This is a genomic window from Mesorhizobium sp. M4B.F.Ca.ET.214.01.1.1 (assembly GCF_004791545.1).
GTDB classification, from domain to species: domain Bacteria; phylum Pseudomonadota; class Alphaproteobacteria; order Rhizobiales; family Rhizobiaceae; genus Mesorhizobium; species Mesorhizobium abyssinicae.
The window spans coordinates 48,063-68,068 of record NZ_SRUX01000020.1 but is presented as its reverse complement, the minus strand read 5'-3'; the positions used below and the strand labels follow the sequence as shown (position 1 = coordinate 68,068).

The window sequence follows — 20,006 nt, the reverse complement described above, 5'->3', positions numbered from 1 at the left end:
ACGCGCATTGCCTCGGCGCAGCGAGCGCGCTTGAAATGATCGCCTGCGTGATGGCAATCCAAGAGGACGTCGTGCCGCCGACCGCCAACTATCGCGAGCCAGATCCCGCTTGCGACCTCGACATCACACCCAATGTGCCGCGCGAGCGCAAGGTGCGCGTCGCCATGAGCAACGCCTTCGCCATGGGCGGTACGAACGCAGTTCTGGCATTCAGGCAGGTGTAGAAGCCATGCAAGACGCATCATTTGAGGTCACCTGTCGTATCTAGCTGCTGAGGGGCGGGGCATTGTGAAACAGGGGGAGCTGTGTGGCCCCTCTTTCTCGGCTCGACGATGTGGAAGGAGCCTGTGCGGCGAAACGGGCCGACGCCCTCAGGCCCAGAACTTGGGCGAAACCAACTCCCACCAAAGCACAGCCGCTTTAGTAGCCGAACAATGAAGCCTCGCTCGACGAGCCGCCGCCTCTACTGTCAGCGGCATCACGCGGTTGAAGCGAACAGCGCAGCGGCTACTGTTTCCCGCACAACTCGGATGGCAATTGGGACAAGTCCGCACATGTCGTCACGTACGCTGAACGCCGCAGGTACAGCCAAATTGGGGGCGGAGCGTTTCTGCCGTTTTGATAGAATTCTATCAAACTGACAATTTTCCTTGCACGAATGCAAGGAGAGCTCGATTGACTCCCCTCCTTTCTTGTCAAGGATGGGTTTGCAGGCTGCGGTGCGGCAGAAGCCGGACAGAACGGCGACCGGTCGAGTAAAGGCCTGCGCAAACAAGCGCGCATATTGCGGGCGCCCGCACGGAGGAGAAGACGCTCGTCCTGGTGAAAGACAACGATGCTCAGGCGCCATTGCCATTTGCCGAGGGCGTCCGCGCGCCGGAAATTTCGAGGCACAAAGGTGAGATCGAGAATGATAATGACGAAAAACAACACAGCTCACCGTCAAGTGCAGTTCCACCGGCGGGTGGCGGAGTGGGATGGGCTGCCAAATGGAGCGTAAAAAGATCAGCAAGGAGATGCTTGGCGATAGTCTGGCGCTGCGCAAGCTGCGTGAGCACCTTGTCAAGGTGGCCAAGGCGAAGACTACGGTCATGTTGCGAGGTGAATCCGGAACCGGCAAGGAGCTGGTTGCCAAAGCCATTCACGAACTCTCGCCTCGCGCCAAGCAGCCCTTCATCAAGGTCAATTGCGCGGCGCTCACCGAGACGCTTCTGGAATCTGACTTGTTCGGTCATGAGAAGGGTTCCTTCACCGACGCGATCAATTTGCGCAAGGGGCGCTTTGAGGCTGCCGACAAAGGCACATTGTTTCTGGACGAGATTGGCGAAATATCGGGCTCGTTCCAGGCTAAGCTGCTGCGTGTCCTGCAGGAGCAGGAGTTTGAGCGTGTCGGCAGCAACCACACCATTAAAGTCGATGTTCGCGTGATTGCCGCAACCAACAGGGACTTGGAAAAGGCAGTTCAACGCAAGGAGTTCCGGCAAGACCTCTATTACCGCATCAGCGTCGTCACTTTACGCGTGCCGGCATTGCGCGAAAGGCGAGGTGATATTCCGCTCTTGGCCGCTCAGTTTCTCAAGAATTTCAATACTGAGAATGATCACACGCTGACCTTCGCTCCCGAAGCGATTGAGGTGCTAATGAATTGCGAATTTCCAGGCAACATCCGAGAGCTCGAAAACTGCGTTCAACGGACGGCAGTTCTGGCGACGGGTCCATCAATCCTCAGAACTGACTTTGCCTGTTGCGTGGGTGAGTGCTTGGCCGCGGCGCTGTGGAAGAACGGACCGCCGACGTCAGAGAACTCGACTACGATCGAGCCTTCCGCCGCCCGTGCCGCCCCGCCCGTCGGCGACGGGCAAGCGCCGATAGGCCCTGCCACGACTCGTGGTAGGGTGCCCGATGCCGATACGGTCATTGCCGCCATGGAAAAGTGTGGCTGGGTGCAGGCAAAGGCGGCGCGCCTGCTCGGTTTGACCCCGCGCCAGATCGGCTACGTGCTGAGAAAACACGGCATCGAGATCAAGCGTCTCTGAAACAACCCGCCGAGCAAGAGCTGGAGCAGGTCAAGCATTGGTGCTCTGGCGCCGAGCCCATCGGCCACCTTACGAACGTGGGTGTGAACAGCGCTGCCAAGATTCCGGCCGTGTGCTTTCTACCACCAGTCGTACTGGGGCTCTGCGGCTGACAAAACTAAGAAGGAGGAATCCTATGGCTAGTAACTTCGCTCTACACCGCAAGGGCAAATCCAATCCGACGTGCCTGAAATCCAGAAATAATCGATGTATCATTGGTGACACGCCAGCATGCGTAGAGGCGACGCGCAGATCTCCGCTGGCGGGACCTGGTCGATACATAAGCTGATCGCTTGCCGCTCGATATCGCGCCAATCTGATCTGAAAGAAATAAGTAGTTTTGGGAATAGGGATTAAGCATGCCAACGCGCTTCAGAACGATCAAATTGTTTTTAGCAACAACGGCGCTCTTCGCACCAAATCTGTCCTTGGCCCAGGAATCAGTCGCGTCGCCTGCGCCGGTGGCAGATGCCGAATATTCCAGAAATTGGGGCCTGAGTATGATCAACGCCCTGCCCGCCTACCTTAAAGGCTATACGGGCAAGGGCGTCGTCGTTGCGATTGTGGATACAGGACTGGATATCAACCATCCCGAATTCGTGGCGCGCATTTCGAAGGCGCTGCACAACTTCGGGACGGATAAACGCTTGGCTGACGTCAGCCATTCTGTCGACAAAGACGGTGTGCCTGACGGACACGGGACCCATGTGGCGGGGATAATCGGCGCCGCGCGCGACGGCACGGGCATGCAGGGCGTGGCCTATGAATCGACAGTATTGCCCCTTCGAGCAGTGGATATCGGCGACCCAGATGATCCCGAGATGGACCCGACCAATGAAGCGATCGAATACGCGATTGGTGCGGGAGCTGGCGTGCTCAATGGGAGCTACGGGCCAGGCCTGTTGCTGGGGCGGTATCTCAAGGACGAGAACGGCCAACTGAAACTCGATGGCAAGGGATATGCCATCGATAATAAAAACTATGAGATTCTCGACTATCAGGCCATCTATGATGATCCGAGCAATCTCGTCGATACCTACAATACGTTGAAGAAGGCGGCTAAGGCGGACATCGTGCTCGTCTTCGCCGCCGGTAATGATGCCAGTACCGACGACCAACCCGGCGCTGCTTCGGCGATTCCCAGCGGCATCGGCACGTTGCCGTTAATAACGCCAGAAAATACCAAAGATGGAAATCTTTATAAGTTCATCGACACAAACGATCAAACAAACAAAGGTTTCGATTTCAATAACCCAAATACATACAAGATAGTGAGCGGGTCTGATGTCTCGAAGCTCGACTTCTCGGATCTGGCAGGCTCGCTGATAACAGTCGTTGCTGTCGGCAAGGATGGCAAGATTGCCAGCTATAGCAATAGATGCGGAGCCACAGCAGAGTGGTGCCTCGCGGCTCCGGGTGGCGATATTAATGCCGATCCCGATAATCCGATTGATGAGAACGGCATTTATTCTACCTGGCCACAAGGGGATCGGGCGAACAAGAACAACCCGTATAAGTACGAGGAAGGTACTTCCATGGCAACGCCGCATGTTGCTGGCGCGGCGGCAGTGATCCGGTCGGCATTCCCTTACATGAACGCCCGCCAGACCATTGAAACCCTCCTGACAACGACGACCACCAAAGGGTTCGAGGATGAACAAGTCTTCGGCCAGGGTCTGCTCAATCTCGGCGTTGCGATCGAGGGTCCGGGCGAGTTCCGCTACGCCGGCGTCTTCGACGTCGACACCAAAGGCTACTCCTCGATCTGGTCGAATTCAATCTCGGGCGCCGGAGACCTGACGAAGCGCGGCGAAGGAGCGCTGATCCTGTCCGGCGAAAACAGCTACAGCGGGCCGACCAAGGTGCTTGGAGGCATACTCGCCGTCGATGGCCGCATTGTTTCGAAGGTAGGCGTCTCGGCTACTGGTACCCTTACGGGTATCGGTGCAGTCGGCTCTCTTACGGTTGGCGCAGGCGGCACCGTCGCTCCTGGCAGCGTGCTCGATCCAAGCAAGGGGGTTGCAGTGCTCACCGTCAACGGTGACTTCGTGCAGCAGGCCGGGTCGACCTATTTGGCGGGTATCGCACCGAGCAAGGCTTCAGATCTCATCGACGTTGCCGGCAGTGCCGCCATCAACAAGGGAGCGAGCGTCAACCTGGTGCGTGAAGGTGCCGGGCATTTCTCAGTCGATACCCGCTACACGCTTCTGACCGCCGCTGGCGGCGTGATCGGGACCTACGGCGGGCTGACAGGAGGCCTCTTTACAGACTCGCCCTTCGTCGATTTCGAACTCGCTTATGACCCGACCAACGTCTATCTCGACGTCGATCGCAATTCTGTCACCTTTGCCGATGTCGGCAATACCTTCAATCAGCGATCCGTGGGCGCGGCTGCGGAAGCCCTTGGTTCCGGCAACACGATCCACGACAACATCCTCTTCCTGACGGGACAGGGATCCCGCAACGCATTCGATCAGCTTTCGGGCGAGATCCATGCTTCCGTTCACAGCGCCTTTGTCGAAGACAGCCATTTCGTCCGTGACGCCGCCGGCGATCGCATTCGCGCAGCGTTCGCAGGCGTGGGCGCATCAACCGTGCCGGTCATGGCATATGGACCGGAAGGCCCGGAACTGGCTCCCGCGACCAGCGAAAACTTCGCCGTCTGGGGCAGCGGTTTCGGCGCCTGGGGACATTTGGACGGAGACGGCAACGCTGCTCGCCTCGACCGCTCGACGGGAGGCTTTATTGCAGGCGGCGATGCGGCCATCGGCGAAAGCTGGCGGCTCGGGCTTCTTGCCGGTTATAGCCATACGTCCATCCATGTGGATGATCGCGCCTCCTCCGGCTCAGGCAACAATTATCACCTCGGGATCTACGCTGGCACGCAGCGTGGCCCTCACAGCTTCCGTTCCGGCCTTGCCTATACGTGGAACCGCATCGAGACCGGCAGGTCGGTGGCGTTTCCGGGCTTCTCCGACAGCCTTTCGGCCGATTACCATGCCGGCACGTTCCAGGCTTTCGGCGAACTCGGCTCTCGACTGGATACAGCTTCCGTATCTTTCGAGCCCTATGCGAACCTAGCCTATGTGAACTTCAACGCGGATGGCTTCACAGAGCATGGCGGTGCCGCTGCGCTTTCCGGAAAAGACCGGTCGAGCGACACGACATTCACCACGATAGGGCTGCGCGCCTCGACCGCTTTCCCGCTTGGTTCCGTCAATACAACCGCCCGTGGCGGTATCGGCTGGCGTCATGCGTTCGGCGATGTGGTGCCTGAAACGGCGCTTGCCTTCACAGGCGGCTCATCCTTCGCCGTGGAGGGAACGCCAATCGCAAAGAACGCTGCCGTCTTCGAAGCTGGTATCGATGTCAACCTTACCGACAAGGCAACCATCGGGCTTACCTATAAAGGTCAGCTTGCCTCGGACGCGCAGGAGCATGGCTTCAACGCCAAACTCAGTGTTCGGTTTTAATCGCCGCAAGGGAGGGCGATATGTCATGCCCGATTCCAGCAGCGAACTGACAGCCATCTCTATTGAAAGATCTTATCGCCTTGCAATGGCCGACCATCCTTCGGCCATTGCTGCTTTTGCTTTCCGGAAGGAGTGTTTCGTGAACAAAGTAATTCTAATTGCGATTTGGCAGGGTGCCTTTCTTTCGCTGCCGGGTGCAGTACGTCCGACGGCGGCAACTGGGTGAAGGACGAGACGCCGCGCAGTGCTGCCCAGCAGGACTACACTGAATGCAAGTATCAGTCGGAAATGGCGACGGCGACGATCGGAACGAATAGCCGCCCGAAAACGATGACAGATGCAATCGGGGACGGTGTCGGGGATCGTATCGTCAAGGGTATGGAACAAGGCAATCTCGTCAAGGATTGCATGAGAGCCCGCGGCTACACTCAATCCTGACAGGCAACTCATGGGCTTCCGCCGCTATCGAAGGGATTGTAAAGGACGCGTCGATCTTCGAGAAACGAGGAAGCGGCGTACGATTTCTGTCTCTGAGGGGCTGGGGTCCGACCATGACACGCCGAAGACAGGTGTACTGATACCGGTTACCCGGCGTGCGGTCTCGGCAGTGACCTTGCTGCTCTAGCGAATAAATTGCGCTACTGCCTGCTAGCCGACCCTAAGTCTGGCCTGCTTCAAATGAGGTTGATGCTCGGTCGGCCGAAGCGAATGAGCAGCCATCGCGGCAATGAAAACCTCGGGCGTTTTTAGGTAGCGCTCCAGCTTGTTCTCCCTCATGAGCACTACGAACAGAGCGCACGTTTTCGCCTGACAATTGACCGACTTGGTAGGGTTGAACTCTATGTCAGTGAAACCGGCATACCGCATTTCGCCGTCCACTCGATTTTTGAGCCATACACGGTGAGGAAAGATGGCATTGAGATAAAGCCAATCGTAGAACACGGTCGTGGGTTCTAGCGGGAACTCGAAGCCGTCGAATTTGAAGCCCACCAGTGCGCCGGATTCGCGGAGTCGTGGCTCGCGCTTCGCATCGCGCGGTTCAACCTCGTACAGATCGGTGTACGGCCCGCCACGCTCGAATACCTTACTTCCCTGAAAGGCGTTCTCCAGCGGTATCTCGCCGATGCTGGTCCTCACGCGCAGGTGAAACGCGCTAAGATGCTGGCCGGCGACTTCATCAGACTTGCTAGACACTTCTAGCAGCGGCGCATATCCGGCTTTCTTGGCGGCCTCATGCAGCGACCGTATATTCTTCTTCTTCTGAACCTCAGCGAAGCCACCGGCCCACGGAATTTCGAAATCCAATCGCCTGACGTAACCTTCGTCCTCGGTTGCAGGGATAAAGACTGGTCTCTCAGCCATTCTAAATGTTCCTTATTAAGCCCAGCAGAATGACATGGGGAACCAACACCTCGTATTTCTCCGCCTGAGTGAGACGCGCCTTAATCGCCGAATCCTTCCAGTCCGTTCGGGTGTAAAGTATCTCAAAATCGATTAGCGGTTCAGCCTCTCCGATAGGAATCGATTCGACGCCAGCTTTGTTCGCGACATCGTTGGTAAAACGAACACCCGTGAACTGCATTACCGAGGGGTGTATTTGCAGAAAGATCGTGTCCGTAATCCTCCCATCCTGCCGGGCAACGTACTCCATCGGATGGGTGCTACGAAAGCAAAGGTGGACGTAGTTGCCCATTCCCTTCAACGCGTCGGCGTCACGACTCCATTCATTGCCGCCCGGTGCCGGAACCTTGACCTTCTTCTGGTCAAGCTGCGCGAGTGGATAGAGTCCTCCCATTTCTTTAATCACCGGCAGGTTCCTCCGGTCGGTGAAGTGATAGAGCAGCGGCACCTTATCAAGAGTATCAATTGCCATGTTCCCCTCCGTCGCAGGCCGGTAGCAGCCTTGCCCCACACGGGTGGAATCTTACGGCAGTCATCGTCCGAACGCCATGATCCGAGGCGAGGTGTTCAGATTGGCGACGTTTCTCAATTGTTCTATACGATTAAAATAGAATTCTACATCGCCAACTATGGTTCGAAATCGTCGTGCACGGCAGCTCCACAACGATCATCATCCCGGATCGGACTGTGCGGGAGCTGCAATCGCAGCCGCGCGAAGGCGACCGTGTTGTCACGAGCAACGACGCGCTCCTCCTCGATGCACAGGATCTGGGCCAATTGCTGCGGGTCGGCGGCGACAAAGGCACTGTCTTCAACCGCGGCGGGCCTGGCGAAGCGGGCATTGTGAGCCGGCAGATAGGTCTGTGCGACGAAGCGGTTGGCGGCCTCGATATCAGCCATGCCGGCCAGTGCCAGTTCCCTCGGCAGTCGGTCCTGCAAGGTTGAGAACATCCGCTCGGAGCGGCCCCTGGCTCCAGGCGAATAGGCTGGAATATGTTCGATGCCGAGCCGCTCGAGCGCCCGACCGACCTGGGTCATGCGAATCTTGTCGACAGCCCCGCCCGCCTTGAGCGTCACGAAATAGTGTCTGCCACGATCGCTGTAGAGGCTTGACGGCAATCCCTTGGCGACAAAGGTCTCCAGAAGTCCCTGGAAGCTCGACGCCGTGCCTTCCTCCTCGATCAGAAAGGCCGAATAGATCGTGCTCGTCGCATCGTCCATAGTCACGATCAGATCCAGCATCGGCCCACTCGCCAGCCACTGATGACGGCTGCCGTCCTGGTGTAGCATCATCCCTTCGCACGGCTTCCTTTCCCGCTTGCGCCGGTGAGCACCGCGCCGCTTGGCCCGTTCCACCAGGCCCGCCGCGTGAAGCTGCGTCTTGATGAAGGTGTAGCCCCAGCTGAAATCGTGATCGCGCAGCAGGTGCTCGTGGAAATGCTTCACGTTCCAGCCAAGGTAGCGATGGCGATAAAGCTCCAGCATCTCCTCGATCGCCTCCACTGGCACCCGGCGCGTCGAAAGCTTGCCCAAACGCCGGTCCAGCAACCCAGCCTCCCCGGCCTCTTCGTAACGGTCGCGATAACGCCGAAATTGCCGCTCCGACATGCCCAGCAACTCGCCTGCCTCCATCATCGAGAGATCGCCGCCAGTCCAACGGCTCAATACGTCCCGAAACTTCTGTATTCTCCGTCCTGGAGCCACGCTGCCCGCTTCATCCCCAGCTTCCATTCGCTGGCGATGAAACCGGACAACTCCTGTGCTACCTAATCCGGACAAATCATGTGCTTACGACACGCCGGAGCGGAACGCTTGCCTGCGGCATCGCGGTCGGGTAATTGTTGCAGATACGTCGGCCCGAAGATCGGCATCGATTTTCGGGCCGACGCGTCGTTTCAATCGGATAGAGCGCCATTCTCGCCTCGAAGGCACGCGCGGCGCTCCACGACAAGGGGGCAACGGAGCTTTGCTGATGTCGGATTCGTCCAGGATTTGTGCGGTGGCCGCGGCCACCCTCATGGCGCTTTCCGCGTCGTTGGCAGCTCAGGAAGCCGGGCTGCCGGGCGGTGCTTCCTCGCTGAAGGAGACCTATGAGGACTGGGATCTCTCCTGCCAGGCCACGCCGACGCTGGTATGCGCGGCTACCTATCAGCAGTCGCAGCAGAACGGACGGCGCCTGCTTGCGGTCGAATTGGGCAAGGGGCAGGAGGACGGCATTGCGGGCAATCTCGTCCTGCCCTTCGGCCTGCAACTCGCCGTCGGCGCGACGCTTCAGGTCGACGATGGGCAAGCGGGCAAGCCGCTGCCCTTCTCGACCTGCCTGCCCGCCGGCTGCTTCGTGCCCCTCAGCTTCGACGCGAAAGCAGCCGCGTCGCTGCGCACGGGCACAACGCTCAAGGTCACGGTTAAGAGTCTCGACCAGAAGGATGTGCCCTTGTCGGTTTCATTGAAGGGTTTGACGGCGGCGCTGGACAGGTTGAAGGTGCTGCTCGGGGCTTAGATTGGGGGCTGGCTGGCTGATGATCTCGGTTGTCACTTTCCTTTGTTCCACTACGGCTTTTCGACATTTTGGTCAGATAATCCCCACGCGCGAGAAGCGCGCGGTCTCGGCCTGAGTGATCTCGGGCGGGCGAGTGGCGCCCGACGCTTCCGACTCCGCGGCAGCGATCCGCTCGATCGCCTTCTTCACCTTTGCACGAACATTCTCGTCGAACGTCCGTACACTGACCTTGAGGAGGGTCTCATCCGGGATTACGTCGTACTTTGTCCCCGCATTGATCGCGCCCACCTTTACAATCATCGCGGCTGTCCTGAGGGAGAGAAGAGTAATGATGCGCAGAACGTTTCTCATGGCGGGCGTGTCCCTGTCTGCCGTAGCGGTCGGCAAGTCCTTAGCCGCGTCGGTATTCCTCGACTACACACAGGAGCAACTGGATACGGCGTATGACCAGTCATTCTGGGCGCCGCGGATGGCGGAACTGGAGGAAGGCGATGGCATCGCCAGCGCCGAGGTCCGGCGCGCGATGCCGCCGCGTCCGGCAAAATACGGTCCAGATGCCAGAGATCTCATCGATGTGTTCGCGCCTGGGATGCCAAGGCCGCCCCGGTCCTGGTCTTCATCCATGGCGGTGCCTGGACCCGAAACACTCGCGAGGATGCATCCTATCCGGCCCCGACCTTCGTTTCGCGCGGGGCGGCCTATGCCGCGCCTGACTTCGGCAGTGTGAAAACGCTGACGCTGCGACAGATGGTCGAGAATTGCAGGCGGGCGGTGGAGTGGACGATGAAGAATGCCGCCAGTTTCGGCGGCGACCCGAACCGGGTGTATGTGGCGGGTCATTCTTCCGGCGCGCATCTGGCGGCCTGCGTCCTCATCACCGACTGGACGGAGCGCAGCCTACCGGCGGATGCCCTCAAGGGCGGCTTGCTGATGAGCGGCATGTATGATCTCTATCCGGTGATGCTTTCCTCGCGCAGCAGCTACCTGCATCTGACGGAGGGGGGAAGAGGCGGAATTCAGCCCGATGCGCCATCTCGACCGGATCACCTGCCCGATTGCCGTCGTGTCAGCCGACCAGGACAGTCCGGAGTTCAAGCGCCAGTCCGATGTGTTCGGTGAAGCGCTGCGCGGCATGGGGAGATTGGCCAGTCGAACGATAGCCTTCAACGCCAACCACTTCCAGGAACCCGAGCATCTGAAAGACCCCGACACTGAAGTCAGCCAGGCGGCGTTCAAGCTGATGGGGATCTGACACGGATGTGTTGCAAACTCTTCAGCTAATGGGATTGTTAGTTTCGTACAAAACGATGCACTTTCTCAATCTTAGAGGGTGTTTGGGAATTAAGTATTTCGGCGTTCGAGCGCGTTGCGCCGCGCTCATGGCACCCGTTGAGATGGGCATGAAAGTGAGTTCGACCGCTGGACAGTTGCCGACTTCGTCAGGTATTGGCCCTGCGACCGGTTGATCTGCGATATTTCCAAAATTCGCAGAAGTTGGTCGAGACGAAACTGTCGCCCCGGCTTGACCACGCGCCCGGCAGACCGAGTTACAAAGTTGCCGAGGCAGTTTGATGTGCGTTCCTGCATCACTGCACGGGACACGACCTGACGGGAGACTATGATGCGTAGCCAGAAAGAAAAGATGCTCGCAGGCGAGTTTTACAATGCGGCGGATCCGGAGATCCAAGCTGACCTGTTGGCCACCGGGGCTTGGCTCAAGCGGTACAATGATACGCTGGGGCAGACCACGGAGCATTGGCATGAGCTTTTGTCCGAGCGGCTGGGAGAGGTTGGGCGCGGAACGGTCATCCGTCCGCCCTTTTTTTGCGACTACGGATTCAATATCCGCATTGGCGCCAATGCCTACATCAACTTCAACTGCGTTATTCTTGACGTGGTAGAGGTCAAAATCGGGCAAGGAACGGCAATTGGGCCTGCCGTGCAGATTTATACCGCCGATCATCCACATGATGCCGAGCAGCGACAGGCCGGCCTGCAGGTCGGGCGTCCTGTTCGCATTGGCAGCCGTGTCTGGATCGGCGGTGGAGCAATCATTCTGCCTGGCGTCACGATTGGCGATAATGCGGTCGTAGGCGCTGGCAGCGTGGTCACACGCGATGTTCCCGCCGGGGCAAAGGTAGTGGGAATTCCTGCTCGCGTCGCCAACCCACATAAACAGGCATAATCAACCTCCTTGACCCTGGAGGTGCATGCGAACTGTCGAAACTGTGCCAAATTTCTGCCGAAGCCATTGAGCGCTGCATATCTTGTCGCGGTTCGGCTCGGGCGCTTCAGTTCTTTTGCCACGGGTGTCACAAAATCATGTGCGTAATGCCGCCGCAACGTGCTCACGTCCCGCAGCAGCGGGCCCTTTCACATGGCCCAACGAATTCAGAGCCTCCGTTGTGCTGCCAGTAGCATTACTGCTCAGATGTATTCCCAACTGAGTTTTCGCCCTTGGAGGCAAGCGACTCACCAGCAATCGCCGGCCATTAATCCTGGCTAGCATCGACCCCGACGAGGCGAGCCGCGGCGTTGCCGATCGGCATGTCGATGACCGTGATTGCGCCTTCGGCAAGGAAACGACGTTCGTTTCTGGTCAGCGTAGCCGAATCGATCACCGCAAAATGTGGGCCAGTGGAGCGCTTCATCATCTGTCTGGCATATGTGCGCAGCATCTGATCGTTGAAGCGACAGCCAACGAAGAAAAAGCCCCGGTTGACGCGCCGTTGCTTCACCACGTCCGGGATCGGCGTCTGGATATCAATTTCGGTTAGGACTTCGACGTAATCGGAATCAGCCACGAGGAAGTTTGCGGCCGGCCTGACGCTGCCGTGCGGCGCATAGAGCACCGTCCTTGCCACTTGTTCGGCGTCGAGTTCTGTTCCTGACAAATCGTAAGTTCTCGTCCAGATGTTACCAATTCCGGTCGCTCGCGTGGTTCCTTGTATCTCGACAACGTCTGTTTGGCCGGCCTCTGCAAGGGCTGCCCGCATGGCGCCATCGTACCAGCTGTCGATGATGACAGACAGTTGAAGGGTTGCGAGCCAGGCGTGAAGAACGGTCGGCTCGGCGGGGGCTGCGAATATCTCCGCCATCCACGCTTGAAGAGTCCGACGATGTCGGCGCTGCTCGATAAACTGCGCGACCGACCACATATTGGTGCGAATCCTGGAAGGGGCAGGCGCCCGCTTGTTGAGCGCCGCGGCGACATCTTCAGGGGTGCAAGGTGCAGGTGATTCCGGCGTGTTAAGCTGCAGAAGACCAGGACCGAGATAGGGGATCACTCGATCGGCCTTGAGAGCGCCCTTCAGCAGGTCAATCAGCTTTTTGGCAAAACTGCCCCGGACGACGACGAGATGGTCCCAGCTCAGCATCGTGTTCATACGCGTTTCCTCTCCGCCACTGAACCCACCGGCATCAGGCCCCGTCGGAAATCTTCATCGCCTCGACGGTGATCGGCAAACGCGTATCGCGCGGAAGGTCGGGCAGCATGAGCCGCCAACCGTTCCTGAGCGTCACGGTCCCGCCCCATAAGTCTGCGTTCTCAATCTCGGTGATCGGCTCTTCGAGATCCTTCTTGGGGACATAAGCCGACAAGCCAGTAGCGGTCCTGCGAATCATTACTTTCATCCGGCTGTTCCTCCGTTGGAAATGCCTTCAGCTCCGCAGGGAACCTCGACTTTGTCGAGGCTAATGAGTTCGCGCGCTCGCATGCCGACGACCGTGCCACGATCGATCCATTCGACCGCATAGATGAAGAATTGCTGGAGAAAGGTTCCAATGTCGCGCACGTAGCCTTCGTCGCCCTTCCGCACGAGGTTTTCGCCGATCTCCTTGCCGGGATAGGTGCCGTCGTTTTTTATGTGGCGTGTTGCACGGACCCGCTCACCCTGCATGAACCGTGGCGGTCTGCCGATTTCGACCTCCTGTTCGCGTCTGGACCACATGCTGTCCATTCCTTTCTCGAGGCTTTTGGTGTGGTCGCGGGTTGCAGGCGTCCTCGCGCGGCGAACCCGACCGTTTCGGTAGGAATCAAGCGGGAACGCAGGTTTTCGGTACCGGACAGACCGACACGCATTGCTGCTTATCGAAGGCCTCCTTGCATTCGGTGCACTTGATTGGATCGATCACATAGGCGTCGCCCTTGAACTTGATCGCTTCCGAGGGACATTCGAACTCGCAGGCCCCGCATTGGGTACATTGGGATGCGATGATCTTGAAAGCCATTCTAACTCCTGGTTATCGGACGAGACCGCTCAGGCCGTCGCCGCTAGTGGTCTGATCCCAAACTCTGCCGCGTAAAGTGCGCTGACTGCGGTCTCGATGTAGTCATGGCCATAGGCGTCGGTTACGCGCAGTCCAGCTCGCGAGAGTTGTTCCTTCGGGCGATTTCCGATCTTGGCGCATAGCACTATGTGTATGCCTTCCAGCGCAGCGAAGACGCCCTCGAGGGTGGCGTCTTCGCCCCCGCCTCCGAGGCAATACCGCTCGACCTTCCGATGCCCGACCAAGCTGATCCCTCTAGGCGAGACTTCATAAACCTGGAATTCCTTCGCGTGGCCGAAGTGTTCGTTGACGCGTCCACCTCCCTTTGTGGCCACCGCAACCAGAAGCGACTTTTCGGAGTCTGTTGCCTTGACCATACCGATGGCCTCGCTCCTCGCCGCCTCATGATCACGGCGCTCGTGTGCGACCACCTGCCGATAGGCCTGACGCTTGCCAGCATCGTAGGTGACATCGTCGGGAATCCCATCCAGCGTGAATTCCTGGCCACGATCTTCACCGAGCAGGCCGACAGCATCTGCCCGGCACTGCCGGCAGTGGCGCATCAACTTGGCGCCACCTTCAAGTCGATCCTGAAGAGCCATCATCTCCATTGCCGTTGGGCCGCGCTGCCCGATGAGTCCGTAGTGGGTGCCGTGCGCCGGGTCCGAAATCAGAGGCATCACGTTGTGCAGGAACGCGCCCCGCTCCTTGACCATTTTGTTCACCTCAAACAGGTGCTGGTCGTTCACTCCAGGAATCATCACCGAGTTGATTTTGGTGAGGATGCCGCGCGCGCTCAGCATCTCCAGGCCCAGCATCTGCCGCGCGTGCAAGATTCGAGCGGCTTCGATGCCGAAGTAGCGGCGATTTTCATAAAAAATCCAAGGATAGATCTTTGCGCCGACTTCCGGGTCGACCATGTTGATGGTGATCGTCACGTGATCAACATTCATTTCGGCAAGCTCAGCTACATGGTCCGGCAGCACGAGCCCGTTGGTGGAGACGCACAGCTTTATGTCGGGGATTTCCCTGATGACGCGGTCGAACGTTGCCTTCGTTTTCTCCCAGTCGTAACAGGCATCCCCCGGCCCAGCGATGCCAAGAACCGAAAGCTGCGGAACTTCGTTGGCAACCGCGATGACCTTGCGTAGCGCTTGGTCGGGCGTCAGCTTCTCAGACACAACACCAGGCCGGCTCTCGTTGGCGCAATCGTATTTGCGATTGCAGTAGTTGCACTGGACATTGCAAGCCGGCGCGACCGCCACATGCATACGCGCGAAATAGTGATGCGCTTCCTCCGAAAAGCAGGGGTGATCCTTGATCTTGTCCCAAATAGCCGGATCCACATCGCCCGGGCTGGTCGGCGACGAACCGTAGGAGGACGGTGCGCAGCCACCGGATTTCGCGGCTGCCAGAAAACCCTCGGATGTCGTGCTGGTCGGCCCCTCAATCGAAACTGTCGGTGAGGACATCAAACGGCTCCGTTGCTGGTAACGTCGCGGTTCAAGGTGCAAGAGCCATACCAACTTAAAAAAGCGGCTTCAGTTCACTATTTGGGTCGATGTCGGATTGTGTGAGGCCGGCGCGACACAATTTTGTCCTGCTTGCGACAGTGCAAGTCCAAATCCGTTCAGAAGCACAAAGCACTCCTTGTCGCGCAGAGGGCGCGCAAGACCACTGGCCTGACGATTGGCTCATCAGGCTCTTAGAATTTCCTTCACCTCGAGACTATGCCGGCGTATCGCCTAGCCGACTTGTCGCGGCGTGAGGCGGAGAATTCGAGCCGCATTAGCCTGAACCCAGCCGGCCTTCTCCATTGTGTCGATCAGCCGGTCACGCTCCGTCCGTCGCGGTCCCAGCGCCGGTCCGGCCGTATCGTTAGAATCGCAACCGGCTATCTCGTGTTCAGGGGCGCCGATGCGCCTAACCGGCTTCGTGCTGGGCCGTGAGAGCTCGTCGATGCCATTGCCACGTTCCGAAAGATTGGTTCCTTCCAGAGGAGAACGCGCAAGTGTGGCTGTTCTTTACACGCAGTTCTCCAGCTCGCGGACGTTGCCGGGGAAATAGCATTGCGAGATCAGCTCAACTGCCGACGGCGTAAAGCCATGGTTCTCCATATTTTAAGGGTAAGCGCTGTGTCCTTCCAGGAGTGCCCGCGATCTGTGGGCCTGCCGATTCTGAGGTGGATCGGAGATCGGCTTGTGTCTGAACTTGAACTTTACGATTGACCCTGAGCGGCAGCCTCGGCGTTTCAAGGTGATCAACGGCGCTGTTAGTCGGCAGGCATTGGTCGATGGACGACAAGGGACGGAGTCATCGCCGAGACCCTGGGGCCGAACGTGGTGATCTCGGAGGTTGCCCGGCGCTACGGGCTGCGGCCGCGGCGGAACGCTCGCAAGCTTGCGACGTCGGCAGGACAGGCCACTCCCGCCTTTGTTCCGGTGGTGGTTTCGGTGGCGCCACCGGAACGACCCGTTGGGCCTACATCCGTGCACCAGAACTCAAGGCCGCGGCCTGAGAATCGGCCGCCCGCTCACCCTTTACTTGGTTCCTCAGCCGACAGCGCTAAGAAGGAGAGCAACTTCCGTCGGTGCGAGGATCATTGCGTCGTGGCCAGTGGCGAGTTCCTGCCACGCCCAGCCATCCTGCTTCGCGACCCATTCTCGCGCTCCCGCCGTCGGCGGGTGGAGCGGATTAGTGCAGACGACATAGGTTCGGGGCCTGCCGTTGCCGAGCGGGGGCTCGAGCTTAAGTCTGCTTTCGTAGGTGCTTGCCGCATGCGGTGTTATCCGGCGCCGCACCCAGTCCGTGAGCGAGTGTCCCTTGGGAATGCCGAATGCTGTTGGCGGCGGAGTCGGCATGAAGATACCCCGTCCTTCCTCCGCAACCAATTTTCGACGGGCGGCGACGATGTCGGGGGGCATGGTGCTGAATACACTTTGACCGCTCTCGACGATGGCGCCGTCGAGCGAGATAAACGAGATGGCTGATATGGTCGGGTATCCGGTCGGCGGCGCCGGTGATGCTGATGCCGCCTAGACTGTGACCGACAAGGATCACATCGCTCAGCTCTTCCGTTACAATGTGGTTGACGATGTCGGTCACGAATGTGTCGGGCGTGATGTCCTTGCACAGCAAATGTGCGCGTTCGCCGACACCTGTCTGGGTCGGCGTGGTCACGTGGCATCCCATCTTGCGAAGATTGGCGGCGACGTCCCGCCAACACCATCCGCCATGCCAGGCACCATGCACTAGCACATACGTCTTTGTCATGGATTGTGCCGTTCCATTTGCTCACCGGCCGTTGTGGCTGCCATCCGGCACGATGGCCGAACGTTGTCCCAAAGGGGCTCGACCACGTTACCGGTGGTAAGTCCGGCGCACAGGCCGCCGCCGTGGCCTGAGGACACCCCTACCAGTCGAGGAAATTTGAATTGCGAACGCCCAATATTCACTAGCTCTTTGCAAGTGGATGGAGAGGCTCATGGTGTGCCGCAGTTGCTCGCTGCCGGCATGCTCTTGGCACGGTCCCGGCTGATCATCCGAACTTGAACAGGACACCAAAGCCGCCGCGCGGATAGTTCCACTCGATGTCGCCGCCTTTCTCGCACAATATCCGGCAGGTGCCGCATTCCATGCAGCCGTCGGCGGTGATCTCGACTTGGCCCCTGTCATTCAACTCATAGCATTTCGCTGGACAGACGTAGGTCAACGCAAGCAAGTTCGCGCTTGGCTTCTCGTGCGGTCGCACTATGATATGGGGGCGGCCGGAATCGACCAGGTAGCGGTTCTGGTAAAGCTTGTCCTCGACACGAACCTTCGTCACTGCGATCGTCATCTTGTACCCTCTTCAGCGCCATGCCAATGCCAGCCGGACCGCGTCGCTGACCAACCCCCAGCGCGAGCGCGCGTTGATGAAGGCGGCCGTGGTGGCCCTTTCCTTCTCGATCTTCGGCGTGCCGTCGACACGCATGAAGTTCTGAGCGGCATACGACATCAACCGCGGATAGCTGGTAAAAAAGTTGCTGGAATTGGTGTGGAGTAAGGCTGGCATGTCCTTGTATTTCTTAAGATCCTTGATCACAAAGGATTCATCCAGCATCGTCTTGTAGAGCGCAAGGTTCCCTTTGGTCATAGGACCGTTGCGGCTTTTGACTTTGATGATCGCCTCAGCCGCGACACGACCCGAGGTCATGGCAAGGTTCGAACCCTCACGGTGAATGGCATTGTTCAGTTGCGCTGCGTCGCCGACGATGACCCAACCGTCGCCGAAGAGCTGCGGAATGGCCCTGTAACCACCTTCGGGGATAAGATGGGCGGCATATTCTTTCACCTCCGAGCCAGCGATCAGCGGCCGGATCGAAGGATGGTTTTTCATCGCGTCTAGGAGGGCGGACGGGCTCTCCAACATCGCGGCGAAATCCGAGACCAGGCAGCCGATGCCGAGTGAAATCGACTCCTTGTTGGTGTAAAGGAAGCCGAGCCCGGCCATGTCGCGAGAGATCGTGCCCACGGCCTCGATTACGCAGCCTTCATCGCCCTTGACACCGAACCGCTGGTCAATGACCTCTTCGGGCAAGAAATGCATTTCCTTGACGGCAAGCGCCACGGTCTCCGGCTTCGGCATCTCGCGCAGGCCTGCGCGAGTGCCAAGCAATCCCGACACCCCTTCTGCGAGAACGACCACATTCGCGAAGACCACTCCGCCAGCCCGGTCTGTGCGGACGCCGATCACCTTGCCATTGCCATCACGGACGAGTTCCGTCGCGGTCGTCTCACACAGGACCGTCGCGCCAGCCTCGCGCACCTTGCGGGAAAACCATTTGTCGAACTGGGCGCGGATGATCGTGTAGCGGTTGGGTTTCGCCTCATTGAAGTCGTCCGACCGGTAATGAATTCCGGTGTGAGATGTGTTGTCCATCACCCAAAGTCGCTGTTCGACCAGGTGCCGCTCGAGGGGCGCATCATCCCGGAAGTCCGGGATGATCTTCTCCAGCATGTTCGCGTACATTATGGCGCCCTGGACGTTCTTAGAGCCCGGATATTCCCCGCGCTCCAACTGCAGTACCTTCAGCCCCTGGCTTGCCAAAGTGTAAGCAGCTGCGTTTCCGGACATGCCGGCTCCGACCACAATGGCATCGAATTGTTCAATCATGTCCTCTCCCTCAACTCGCAAGCTTGTCTCGACTGTGCGGCGACAGCCGCCGGGTGAAGGCTTCCGTGAGTGCGGGCAGGAAGCGGATTGCATCCGTGACGATCCCGAGGTGGGCGAACTCGAAAATCGGCGCGTTCGGATCGGTGTTGATCGCGACGATGAGATCGGCCCCCTCGACCCCAACTCGGTGCTGGATGGCGCCGGAAATTCCGGCCGCGATGTAAAGCTTCGGTCGAATGGTCTTGCCAGTTTGGCCAATCTGGCGATCAGCCGGCATCCAGCCCTTCTGGACCAAGGGGCGCGAACAGCCATGCTCGGCGCCGATCGCTCGGGCAAGATTCTTCACAAGCTGAAGGTTCTCCGCCGCACCGAGACCGAGGCCTCCCGCAACCACGACATCCGCATAGGCAAGATTTGCCATTGCCGACTGGTTATCCGGTAGGAAGCCGAGGACTTTGGTGACGATATCGTCCTCAACGAGCGACAGCTTGTGCCGCATGACACGCCCGACCGGCTTATCCACCCGTTGCGGCATAGGCATGACCCTTGGTCGCACCGTCGCCATTTGCGGCCGGTAATTTAGTGTATAGATCGTACACAACAACGAGCCACCAAAAGTCGGACGGGTCGCGGCGAGTGAACCGTCGGAATCTACATCAAGTTCGGTGCAGTCGGCCGTGAGCCCCGTCTGCAGGGTCGTCGCTACCGAGCCCGCAAGATCCCTGCCCAGTGTGGTCGCGCCGAGAAGGAGGATTTCGGGTTTATGGGTATTGACCAGATCCGTGAGCGCCTTGGCGAACGGCTCGTTGCGGTAGTCGGCGAGCGGCGGCGCATCGACGATGTAGACAAGATCCGCCCCGTAAGCGAAGGCCTCGGCAACAGCGTCCTCGACCATCTCGCCCGGCGGTCCCAGCACGACGCCCGCGAGCTGGACTTCAAGCTTGTCGGCTAATTTGCGGCCTTCACCCAGCAGTTCGAATGATACAGGATGCACATTGCCGCGTTCGAGCTCGAGGAAGACCCACACGTGCCGGTAGTCTTTGAAACGGTCGGGAAGTTCTTTCTTTACACCGGCACGGCCGGGGGCAAGGCGAGGGGTAGCTTGGCTTGCGGTCGACATTTTCTGCTCCTGG

The 20,006-nt window shown here is 58.9% G+C and carries 20 protein-coding genes and 2 pseudogenes; 8 read left to right on the top strand and 14 right to left on the bottom strand.

Annotated elements, in window-relative coordinates; genetic code table 11:
• From EN857_RS30435 to EN857_RS30415, 5 genes and pseudogenes are all read left to right on the top strand, one after another.
• A pseudogene (locus EN857_RS30435) lies at nt 1–224 on the top strand (beta-ACP synthase); the annotation flags it as partial.
• Nucleotides 225–992: 768 nt separating this feature from the next.
• Nucleotides 993–2,036: pseudogene (nifA, locus tag EN857_RS30430) on the top strand (nif-specific transcriptional activator NifA); the annotation flags it as partial.
• 398 nt (nt 2,037–2,434) lie between these two features.
• Nucleotides 2,435–5,548, top strand: a complete 3,114-nt coding sequence (locus EN857_RS30425) for an autotransporter serine protease (RefSeq protein WP_091599561.1) — start codon at nt 2,435–2,437, stop codon at nt 5,546–5,548.
• 25 nt (nt 5,549–5,573) lie between these two features.
• Nucleotides 5,574–5,774, top strand: a complete 201-nt coding sequence (locus EN857_RS30420; RefSeq protein WP_126057638.1) for a hypothetical protein — start codon at nt 5,574–5,576, stop codon at nt 5,772–5,774.
• Entirely contained in the window at nt 5,771–5,986 is a 216-nt protein-coding gene (locus tag EN857_RS30415) for a hypothetical protein (protein ID WP_126057639.1), read from the top strand. The genes EN857_RS30420 and EN857_RS30415 overlap by 4 nt, the downstream gene beginning before the upstream one ends.
• A gap of 210 nt (nt 5,987–6,196) precedes the next feature.
• Here EN857_RS30415 and EN857_RS30410 read toward each other — a convergent pair whose 3' ends face one another.
• From EN857_RS30410 to EN857_RS30400, 3 genes are all read right to left on the bottom strand, one after another.
• The gene (locus tag EN857_RS30410) at nt 6,197–6,910 is read right to left on the bottom strand and encodes a hypothetical protein (RefSeq protein WP_091599555.1); all 714 of its coding nucleotides are present in this window, start codon (nt 6,908–6,910) and stop codon (nt 6,197–6,199) included.
• Between the two features lies 1 nt (nt 6,911).
• The gene (locus EN857_RS30405; protein WP_126057640.1) at nt 6,912–7,421 is read right to left on the bottom strand and encodes a DarT ssDNA thymidine ADP-ribosyltransferase family protein; all 510 of its coding nucleotides are present in this window, start codon (nt 7,419–7,421) and stop codon (nt 6,912–6,914) included.
• 155 nt (nt 7,422–7,576) lie between these two features.
• Entirely contained in the window at nt 7,577–8,680 is a 1,104-nt protein-coding gene (locus EN857_RS30400; RefSeq protein ID WP_126057641.1) for an ISNCY family transposase, read from the bottom strand.
• A 268-nt stretch (nt 8,681–8,948) separates the two neighbouring features.
• Between EN857_RS30400 and EN857_RS30395 the strand changes: the two genes are divergently transcribed.
• Nucleotides 8,949–9,449 carry an invasion associated locus B family protein gene (locus EN857_RS30395; RefSeq protein ID WP_236473430.1) on the top strand — a complete coding sequence of 167 codons (501 nt, stop codon included), beginning with the start codon at nt 8,949–8,951 and terminating at the stop codon, nt 9,447–9,449.
• A gap of 72 nt (nt 9,450–9,521) precedes the next feature.
• Here EN857_RS30395 and EN857_RS30390 read toward each other — a convergent pair whose 3' ends face one another.
• Nucleotides 9,522–9,800 carry a peptidase dimerization domain-containing protein gene (locus EN857_RS30390; RefSeq protein WP_091599544.1) on the bottom strand — a complete coding sequence of 93 codons (279 nt, stop codon included), beginning with the start codon at nt 9,798–9,800 and terminating at the stop codon, nt 9,522–9,524.
• 673 nt (nt 9,801–10,473) lie between these two features.
• Between EN857_RS30390 and EN857_RS30380 the strand changes: the two genes are divergently transcribed.
• Together EN857_RS30380 and EN857_RS30375 are read left to right on the top strand one after the other, a co-directional pair.
• Complete coding sequence (locus EN857_RS30380; RefSeq protein WP_126057642.1) at nt 10,474–10,701, top strand: hypothetical protein; 228 nt, start codon at nt 10,474–10,476, stop codon at nt 10,699–10,701.
• Nucleotides 10,702–11,067: 366 nt separating this feature from the next.
• Entirely contained in the window at nt 11,068–11,634 is a 567-nt protein-coding gene (locus EN857_RS30375) for a sugar O-acetyltransferase (RefSeq protein ID WP_091599538.1), read from the top strand.
• A gap of 307 nt (nt 11,635–11,941) precedes the next feature.
• On the opposite strand, the gene EN857_RS30370 is transcribed toward EN857_RS30375, so the two are convergent.
• The 10 genes from EN857_RS30370 to EN857_RS30325 form a co-directional block, all read right to left on the bottom strand.
• A complete protein-coding gene (locus tag EN857_RS30370; protein WP_091599535.1) occupies nt 11,942–12,835 on the bottom strand; it encodes an SIR2 family protein in 894 nt (297 codons plus the stop codon).
• 34 nt (nt 12,836–12,869) lie between these two features.
• Nucleotides 12,870–13,082, bottom strand: a complete 213-nt coding sequence (nifT, locus tag EN857_RS30365) for a putative nitrogen fixation protein NifT (RefSeq protein WP_024505230.1) — start codon at nt 13,080–13,082, stop codon at nt 12,870–12,872.
• Complete coding sequence (locus tag EN857_RS30360; protein WP_029356589.1) at nt 13,079–13,399, bottom strand: nitrogen fixation protein NifZ; 321 nt, start codon at nt 13,397–13,399, stop codon at nt 13,079–13,081. The genes nifT and EN857_RS30360 overlap by 4 nt, the downstream gene beginning before the upstream one ends.
• 85 nt (nt 13,400–13,484) lie before the next feature.
• A complete protein-coding gene (locus EN857_RS30355) occupies nt 13,485–13,679 on the bottom strand; it encodes a 4Fe-4S dicluster domain-containing protein (protein WP_091599532.1) in 195 nt (64 codons plus the stop codon).
• Nucleotides 13,680–13,708: 29 nt separating this feature from the next.
• The gene (gene nifB / locus EN857_RS30350) at nt 13,709–15,190 is read right to left on the bottom strand and encodes a nitrogenase cofactor biosynthesis protein NifB (protein WP_091599529.1); all 1,482 of its coding nucleotides are present in this window, start codon (nt 15,188–15,190) and stop codon (nt 13,709–13,711) included.
• Between the two features lie 273 nt (nt 15,191–15,463).
• Entirely contained in the window at nt 15,464–15,577 is a 114-nt protein-coding gene (locus EN857_RS36370) for a helix-turn-helix domain-containing protein (RefSeq protein WP_329608782.1), read from the bottom strand.
• Between the two features lie 889 nt (nt 15,578–16,466).
• Entirely contained in the window at nt 16,467–16,991 is a 525-nt protein-coding gene (locus tag EN857_RS30340; protein WP_128345484.1) for an alpha/beta fold hydrolase, read from the bottom strand.
• Between the two features lie 265 nt (nt 16,992–17,256).
• On the bottom strand, nt 17,257–17,556 hold the full coding sequence (locus EN857_RS30335) for a ferredoxin family protein (RefSeq protein WP_091599526.1): 300 nt from the start codon (nt 17,554–17,556) through the stop codon (nt 17,257–17,259).
• A gap of 12 nt (nt 17,557–17,568) precedes the next feature.
• Entirely contained in the window at nt 17,569–18,873 is a 1,305-nt protein-coding gene (locus EN857_RS30330; RefSeq protein ID WP_091599523.1) for an FAD-binding protein, read from the bottom strand.
• 10 nt (nt 18,874–18,883) lie between these two features.
• Nucleotides 18,884–19,993, bottom strand: a complete 1,110-nt coding sequence (locus EN857_RS30325) for an electron transfer flavoprotein subunit alpha/FixB family protein (RefSeq protein ID WP_091599520.1) — start codon at nt 19,991–19,993, stop codon at nt 18,884–18,886.
• Nucleotides 19,994–20,006: the final 13 nt, after the last annotated feature.